Origin of the sequence: Acidisphaera sp. L21, from assembly GCF_009765685.1 — a bacterium.
Taxonomy (GTDB): domain Bacteria; phylum Pseudomonadota; class Alphaproteobacteria; order Acetobacterales; family Acetobacteraceae; genus LMUY01.
In genome coordinates, this window is the sequence record NZ_LMUY01000095.1 from 1 (window position 1) to 7452 (window position 7452).

The following is a 7452-nucleotide window of genomic DNA, read 5'->3' on the forward strand; positions in this document are numbered from 1 at the left end:
GTCAACTGCGTGTAGTTTTGTGACACAGTTTGCCCCAAATTAGTCAGTGTTATTAGCATGTCATGCACGGTATTTTTATTGGCACTATCCTCCGTTGCGTCTGGTCCAAATGAAATCGTCTCATTAGTACTCGCATCGATATGCATGCCAACATGCGATTCGAAGTGCAGAATATCATGATTTTCGATGTGGGCGCCCCAATGGTCCTCGATGTGGAGGTGATTTTCTTCCACGTGGAGGACGGTTTCTTCGGCGTGAAAGCTCGTGTACTCATAATGTATGTCCGTATTTTCTGAGTGAGTCCCAATGGTGTCGGTTTGTGATGGAGCAGTATTCGAGACATGATCCTCGCCGACGAACTCAGTCGTACCTAGGATGTGCGTATAGGATTTACCCGCCACCCAGATGTTTGAATCGTTGCCCACCCATGCATTCGTATTGCCGACGCTAAGGCCATTTATGTTGCCTTCACTCATCGCATTGATATCGACGCCCGCTCCAGTGCCCGTGTCCGCAGTGCCGGCGGTATTGGCGGCCGACAGGGTCTGTCCTGTAGGGTTACCATCTGGTGTGGTGTCGGCTTGCGTCTGCAGCGCGTTGTAGATTCTTGTCATATCGTTGAATGCTGCGTTGTCGACGTCATCGTCGAAGTCTCCGAAGTCCACCCCCCCGATCGTGGTTCCGGCCGACAGCGGCTTAGCGATCTGGCGCACTGCAAACATGTTGATCGATCGCGGAGACACCAGGCTCAAGTGCTGCTTGCCCGACTTGCCTTGCATAATGATCTTGTTGTCGCCGTGATCGCGCGTGATCGTCTTGTGCTTGTCCGCGGGTAGGTTGACCGGTGTGATCTTCTCGGCGTTGTGCACGCGGCCGATGATCAGCGGCCGATCCGGGTCGCCCTCCAAAAAGTCCACGACTACCTCTTGCCCAGCGTGTGGAATGGCGATCCCGCCGAAACCGGCGCCGGCGCTGTTCTGCGAGACCCGAACCCAGCAGGAGGTCGCACCCGAAGCGCGCTTGCCCCGCCGGTCCCAATGGAAGTGGACCTTCACGCGTCCATACTCGTCGGTGTAGATCGGGTCGTCGGCACTGGGCGAGACGACGGTCGCCGTTTGTGAGCCTTGCACGACGGATTTTGGGGTTATCCGTTGGGGGCGATACTGCACCGCTGCGGGAATGGCGATGAAATCGCAGCTATACTCGCTGCCGCTGCCCTGCTCCGAGAAATAGCTGCGTTCTTGCGCGTGGTGACGCACCTCTGTCAGCAGATAACCGACAGGGTCGGAATTGGATGTAGCGCCGTGGTCCACCAGGTCGAACCGGAACCCGGGCTGCGGGGCGCACACGCTGGCAACACCGAACAGGCGTTTGTGTTGAGCCTCTTCCGTCTCCATTCGCACTCGGGTCAGCCAATCGCCAACGTTCTGATTGGTATAGCCGCCGGGGAAATCGAACCACTCATGTTGCGGCATCAACGCCACGGGCAGGGTCGTTTTAGCTTGTTTCTTCAGCAATTTTGAGGGGGCTTCGAAGTCATAGTCGCTGAGCGCCCAGGTGCCGGGCCGGAACACCATGTCGCTCCAAACCCGCTGGATCTCGCCCAGATCTGACCGCGACGAGGTGGCGAGTTGGCGTGGGTTGGTGAAATTGGTGAGGTGATTACTGTCCGTAATGACTAGAGTATGGCTGTCCGCGGTATGTTGATGGAAGAAGAAGATTCCAACATGCTCCATCAGCCGCGACACGAAGGCCAGGGCGGATTCGCGGTACTGCACGCAGTAATCGACGGTCGGATAATCGGTTTTCAGCAGCTTCATGTCGACGTCGGCGACACCGTATTCCTCGAGCATCGCCTCAATGATCGCCGGGCAGGTCATGGACTGAAAAATACGGCAGTCGGCGGTGCAATCCATGAACCAAAGCCTAGGCACGATCTCCGCTCGATAGCCGCCATAGCCGCGCATCGTCACAGGCTGGCCAGTGATGCGGCGAACGAACCCATTCACCGGCCGCCGCCAGCTTTCACGGTCGTTCTGTAGCCATAATGTGACCCGTTTGCCGATCAGATCGCCGATTTCCGCGTCCGAGGCCTGGGTCAAAAAATCGACGATATACAGAAACGGCCGTGAGACCGGGTCTTCGCCTTCGATCGCGGTGAGCAGCAACGCATCGGGGCCAAGTGGCGTATCAATGGCGAGAGAGCGGCCAGATTGATTGAATTCACCGGACAGGGCGTCGGTTTGCGGCCTTATCCCGCTCATCGCGATGCTCCGCCAGGCTTGGGTCTTATAACAGGGCGAGTGCGTTCCCGTGGTGGCGATCGATATCGAGGAACCGCATTTTTAATGCAGCTTTCGCGAGGGCACATTGGATAGTCTCCTTCGCCTCATGTGCATCATCGCACGTCCGTCAAATTGATCCCGGTGAAGTTCGCCATCTCTATCTTCGAAATCGCACCTGAAGGTCTCGCCGTGATAAACATGGCCCTCAGTCGTCACATTACGATGTCGGAATGTAGGTTGTCGAATTGATAAATGCACTAACTTTGGAAAACCTGTTACAGTTTGTCACTTTCGCGCAACTCGCCAGGCTTTCAGCCTAACTTCGCCAAGGACACCGGTGGCTTTGTAGAAGGCGGCCTGAATGAAAGGATCGGCACTGCAAATCGGAACTGGCTAACATATTTTGGCGCAGGTGGCGGCGACGCACGGGGCTGCATCGGCCAGCACGACGATCCGCAGCGGCACAGCCTACGTGCGGCGAAGGTCAAGGACTGCACCGTGCAGGCGGGCACGGACAGGCTGCTCGAGATGATCCCGGCCTATCTCGAGTTCTTCGGCTTCGGCACAGCAACAGTCGATGAGTTGCAAGTGACTGGCCAACTGCAATACTGACGGGGGCAATTGACCCAGAGCTTTTAGAACAAAAAACTGAGTCTGGAGGACATGGACATGAAAGCGGACAAAAGCTTCGACCACGGACCCGGCGGCGGGCAATCCAAAAAAGCCGCTGCCAGCGGATGGATAGGATCAGCCCTCGAATACTACGACTTTTTTATTTACGCGACCGCCGCCTCATTGGTCTTCCCGCAGTTGTTTTTCCCGTCCGCTGACCCGGCCGTGGCCATCATCGCCTCGTTGGCGACCTACGGGGTCGGCTATGTCGCTCGTCCTATCGGCGCCTTCGTGCTCGGCCATCTCGGCGACACCCACGGCCGAAAGAACGTTCTGCTAGTCTGCATGTTCATGATGGGCGTTTCCACCATGCTGGTTGGCGTTCTGCCCACCTATAGCCAGGTCGGCTTGCTGGCGCCCGTCCTGTTGGTAATCCTGCGGCTGGTCCAAGGCTTCGCCGTTGCGGGCGAGATCTCCGGCTCGTCCTCGTTGATCCTGGAGCATGCGCCCTTCGGTCGGCGTGGCTTCTTCTCCTCCTTCGCGCTGCAAGGCGTGCAGGCCGGGCAGATCTTCGCCGCCGCCGTGTTCATTCCACTTGCCCGGTTCATGGACCATACCGCCTTCATGTCCTGGGGCTGGCGGGTGCCGTTCCTGCTGAGCGCACTCGTGGTTGTCGCGGGTTACGTAATCCGCCGAGGGGTCGATGAAACCCCGGCCTTCACCGAGGAGGGCTCGCACGGCGGCATCCCGCGCGCACCCATTCCAGAGGCTTTCCGCCTCAGCTGCGACGACATGTTACGCGTCGTGTGCATGGCGCTGATGAACGTCATCCCGGTGGTCGCCACGGTGTTTGGAGCGGTCTACGCGGTCCAGGCGGCCTACGGCATCGGCTTTGCAGCGGACGTCTACCTGTGGATCCCGGTTGTCGGAAACGTCGTTGCCGTGTTCCTTATTCCATTCGTCGGCAACCTTTCGGATCGGATCGGTCGGCGGCCGCCCATCATCATCGGGTCGCTGCTCGCGGGACTGGTGTCTTTCGGCTACCTATATGCAATCAGTATCCACAGCATCCCGCTGGCCATGGTCCTGTCCGTGCTGATGTGGGGCGTGTTCTACCAAGGCTACAACGCCGCCTTCCCCTCATTCTATCCGGAATTGTTCCAAACCCGGGTGCGGGTGACGGCCATGGCGGTCGCGCAGAACGTCGGCACGACGATCACGGCGCTGCTGCCAGCCTTGTTCGCCACAGTGGCGCCTCCAGGGGCCGCCAACATCCCTATGACGGTGGGCGCCATCACGCTGGGGATCACCGCGATTGCGACAATTGCCGCCTTCACCGCGCGCGAGACCTACCGCATCCAAATGCATGACCTCGGCCATCGCGACGCCGTGCCGCTGCCCAAGGCGGACTACGACCGGCTGCGAGCGGAAGCGTTCTCCAAGACATCGGCCCTAGTCTAAATGCTGACGAAGGTCAGCTTCGTAGCCTTCGGCCAAATGGAAGGTGGATACACGGACACCGTGTACCCACCTCTCGGCCGGAGTTTAAATCATGAGTTCGTCCCGCAGGTATGGCAGCGGCGAGCGCCGGCCAGATCAGGCAACCTCGTTCGACCTCAGCGGCAAGCGCGTAGTCATCGTCGGCGGCAAAACGGCAATCGGTCTCGGAGTGCACAGGCAGCCCACGCCATGGGCGCGGCCGTCACGGTCGCCAGTCGCCGCAATGTCTCGGCCGAGGAGCGTCAGGACCTGGCTGCGATTGAGCAAATCGTTCTGGGCATTCGCGACGAGGTGGCCGTGCAAGCCGCGTTCGAGGCCATCGGCGCGTTTGACCCCCTCGTCGTCACCGCCGGATCAGACTGGCGCCTTGGGGTTCATTCATGGACCCGGACAGGTGAGGCGTCCGCGGATACCTGGAGGGCAAGTTTCTGGGGACCTGGGCCTGCACCCGCCATGCCGCTCCGCATTTGCGGGCCCGCGGCTCGATGACCTTCCTCACCGGCGGCACCGGGGCCGGGGCCAAGCTCGGCTTGGCTGCAGTCCCGTCGAGGTTCGCAGCCGTCGAATCTCTTTTGCAGTCGCTCGCACTGGACCCGGCCCCGATCCGCGTCAACACGAGCCAGCCCGGCGGCTGGACGACCGTCGACATCAGGCACGCGGCCGTCTTCCTCATGACCAACTCATACGTCATGGGCACGGCGCTTGAAATCTCTGGCGGCGAATTGTTGGTCGCGCTGATACCGGTGGCTACTGCCAGGGCACTCCAAATGCGACCGGGCCACCGGTTGGTATGAGATCGGGCTTCGCGATCAACGTCTGCCCGTCGAAGTCGAACACGCTGATGATGCGGTCGCGGTCGCTCTGCACCAGCAGCGTCTTGCCGTCGCGAGACCAGGCAATGCCCTCCGTCCAGCGGCCAACCTGACCAGTGGCAACCAAGCTCAGCGTTTTATTGGTCAAAGCGTAAATCTGTATCAGACCGTGTTCATGGTAGAGCGGATTGGACGTGGCCAGCGGCGTGCCCATTTCCGCACCGACGGCCAAGAACTTGCCGTCAGGCGAGAACTTCATCGGCTCTGGCCCGCTCGCCACAGGCGCGATGGAAACGGCGTGGGGCGGGCTAGCCGTCATGTCAACAAGGGAGACCGAATCCACGTCGCCACTGCCGCGACCCATGTTGCTGACAGCAGCCAAATTTCCGCCGGGGACAGCGTCGATCGTGTAGGGCTGTATCGCGGTGTGATTGGCTGCTTATCTAATGTCACCGCAGTGCCTACGATGTGCAACACGCTGACGCGGTCATCCCATGGGCGGCTAACGATGGCAGTCTGCCCGTCGGGGCTGAACGCAAGGCCACTGGCACCGCTTTGATCACCGAATGTTACCTTACCCATCGGCTCCAAGCGCTTGTCCTTCACTTTGAACATGGAAATGGAGCCCTCCGCGCGATTGCACACCAGTGCTAATGTGCCGTCCGGCGACAAACGCACAGTGGTAGCGCCGGCGCCCGCATGCAGCACCTGTGACACGTGGGGCGGTGTGCTGGTCAAATCGAGCACGGAAACAGTGTCGTCCCACGCGATACCGAGCGGTACGGCCGGATCCGCCTTAGTCGCAGCTGTCAGGATGGCCCAACTGGCGTCGGCCGCCATCCATACCGCTAATGGCGGCCCAACGACCGAGCCAGGGACCTCTATAGTGCCTACGATGCGCGGGGGGCTTTGACCGATATCGATAAAGTCCACTGTGTCTGGCCGCATTGGCGTAGCAGCGATCTGGGCGCCTTTCTCGTCAAGCACGGTGTGATTGTCGTTCATCGACAGGATAACGTCCGCTGCCCGGACTGGGGCGGCGCAGATGAACGCTGCGGCGGACGCGGAGACGATGAACATCGCAGATCTTAGCATCGGCGTTCCTCCGTTGGGCTGGTTATCCAACCCATTTCGTAAAATCTAGCGCCAAACTGTCGCAAGGTCATCGGCGAATTTCGCCGAAGCCTCGAACGAACGCCTTACAGCCGTCTCACAGCCTCCGCGTCCGAAATGACGGCTATCATGCGGCCAGGCATGGGAGCTGACATACTTTAAGCGGTCCACGGCGACCCGTTTGGTCTCGTGATGAGTTTCGGACGCCGCTTGGCATACGAAACTCTCCAAAGGGCTGCGATTTGCGGGTAAATCGTGCCGTGCTGGATCACGACGTCGTTTTCCCGGCTGACTGCGGCGGTCCAGGTGGCGCCCGGGGCTGGGTGCAGCGCATGAAGGTCTCGATGCCGACTATGTGGCCACCGCAGCAGGGATGCGACGACCGGTGATCGGAGGGCCCGAGCGTAATGTTCGGTTCAGCAGGTGGCGGTGGAGCGGCAACAAGTTGTCGGGCGCGGGCAAGGTTGCCCCGACATACGGCGAGAAGTGGTGGATTACCGCAGATCTGCCTATCGGAGGCCGATGGCGGACACCGGACATCCGCACCCGTTCACTGCGCCGGGGGATCGGCTGAAAGGGCTTGCACTGCTACACCAAGCTTCCTCCTTCGAAAACTGAGAAGTTGACGCATCTCGGACGGAATGATTGACCTTGGCTTTGAATCGTAGCCATGTAGATTGAGTTTTGCTTCTCGTGCATTCTCGAAGCAGGAAGCTCGGCCTAAATCCATGCTCGCAATCGGTGGTGCCGGCCATTGAGGTGCGTCACGCCTCACGCCGGCTCTCCGCGTGTTTTCAGCTGAGCTATCCGAGAGCACCCGTCGCCCGGACAAACTACTGTTCGGGCAACGAAGCCTATAGGCACAACGCCGTTCCGTCCACGGGACGTCGCGGTCGAAGTGGATCGTGCCAACCAAACCGCGCCGGCGAATTTGGTCGGAATAGATTGTTATCGTAGATCTTTTAGCAAGCCGAGAGCCTCTGCCTGCGCCGACGGGCGAACGAAATTCCAAGTGTGCCGGCGGCGAGCACGAGCAAGCTAGCCGGCTCTGGCACAGCCGTCGATATTGGCGGTAACCCCGTTACAGTGTAAGCGCTGCTCTGAGACCCTTTTCCGTCGATCAGGTGGCG

8 protein-coding genes are annotated in these 7452 nt (G+C 59.8%); 4 read left to right on the plus strand and 4 right to left on the minus strand.

Going from position 1 to position 7452, the window contains the following annotated elements:
* On the minus strand, positions 1–2264 hold a 2264-nt coding region (locus GSQ76_RS19180; protein WP_158745730.1), incomplete at its 3' end, for a type VI secretion system Vgr family protein.
* A 303-nt stretch (positions 2265–2567) separates the two neighbouring features.
* Here GSQ76_RS19180 and GSQ76_RS31280 point away from each other — a divergent pair.
* The 4 genes from GSQ76_RS31280 to GSQ76_RS31290 all read left to right on the plus strand — a co-directional run bounded on the left by GSQ76_RS31280 (position 2568) and on the right by GSQ76_RS31290 (position 5191).
* Positions 2568–2897, plus strand: a complete 330-nt coding sequence (locus tag GSQ76_RS31280) for a hypothetical protein (protein ID WP_216851164.1) — start codon at positions 2568–2570, stop codon at positions 2895–2897.
* A 57-nt stretch (positions 2898–2954) separates the two neighbouring features.
* Entirely contained in the window at positions 2955–4358 is a 1404-nt protein-coding gene (locus GSQ76_RS19190) for an MFS transporter (RefSeq protein WP_158745731.1), read from the plus strand.
* A 228-nt stretch (positions 4359–4586) separates the two neighbouring features.
* Positions 4587–4886 carry a hypothetical protein gene (locus GSQ76_RS31285; protein WP_216851165.1) on the plus strand — a complete coding sequence of 100 codons (300 nt, stop codon included), beginning with the start codon at positions 4587–4589 and terminating at the stop codon, positions 4884–4886.
* Complete coding sequence (locus GSQ76_RS31290) at positions 4883–5191, plus strand: hypothetical protein (protein WP_216851166.1); 309 nt, start codon at positions 4883–4885, stop codon at positions 5189–5191. The genes GSQ76_RS31285 and GSQ76_RS31290 overlap by 4 nt, the downstream gene beginning before the upstream one ends.
* On the opposite strand, the gene GSQ76_RS19200 is transcribed toward GSQ76_RS31290, so the two are convergent.
* The 3 genes from GSQ76_RS19200 to GSQ76_RS32815 form a co-directional block, all read right to left on the minus strand.
* Positions 5145–5552: a YncE family protein gene (locus GSQ76_RS19200; protein WP_158745732.1), complete on the minus strand. Its 408-nt coding sequence runs from the start codon at positions 5550–5552 to the stop codon at positions 5145–5147. The genes GSQ76_RS31290 and GSQ76_RS19200 overlap by 47 nt on opposite strands.
* Complete coding sequence (locus GSQ76_RS19205; RefSeq protein WP_158745733.1) at positions 5525–6289, minus strand: beta-propeller fold lactonase family protein; 765 nt, start codon at positions 6287–6289, stop codon at positions 5525–5527. The genes GSQ76_RS19200 and GSQ76_RS19205 overlap by 28 nt, the downstream gene beginning before the upstream one ends.
* A gap of 995 nt (positions 6290–7284) precedes the next feature.
* Positions 7285–7377: a PEP-CTERM sorting domain-containing protein gene (locus GSQ76_RS32815; protein ID WP_158745734.1), complete on the minus strand. Its 93-nt coding sequence runs from the start codon at positions 7375–7377 to the stop codon at positions 7285–7287.
* Positions 7378–7452 lie beyond the last annotated feature (75 nt).

Coding starts and splice junctions, on each gene's coding strand:
- GSQ76_RS19190 (WP_158745731.1), top strand. CDS start 2,955: ATGAAAGCGGACAAAAGCTTCGACCACGGACCCGGCGGCGGGCAATCC.
- GSQ76_RS31285 (WP_216851165.1), top strand. CDS start 4,587: ATGGGCGCGGCCGTCACGGTCGCCAGTCGCCGCAATGTCTCGGCCGAG.
- GSQ76_RS31290 (WP_216851166.1), top strand. CDS start 4,883: ATGACCTTCCTCACCGGCGGCACCGGGGCCGGGGCCAAGCTCGGCTTG.
- GSQ76_RS19205 (WP_158745733.1), bottom strand. CDS start 6,289: ATGTTCATCGTCTCCGCGTCCGCCGCAGCGTTCATCTGCGCCGCCCCA.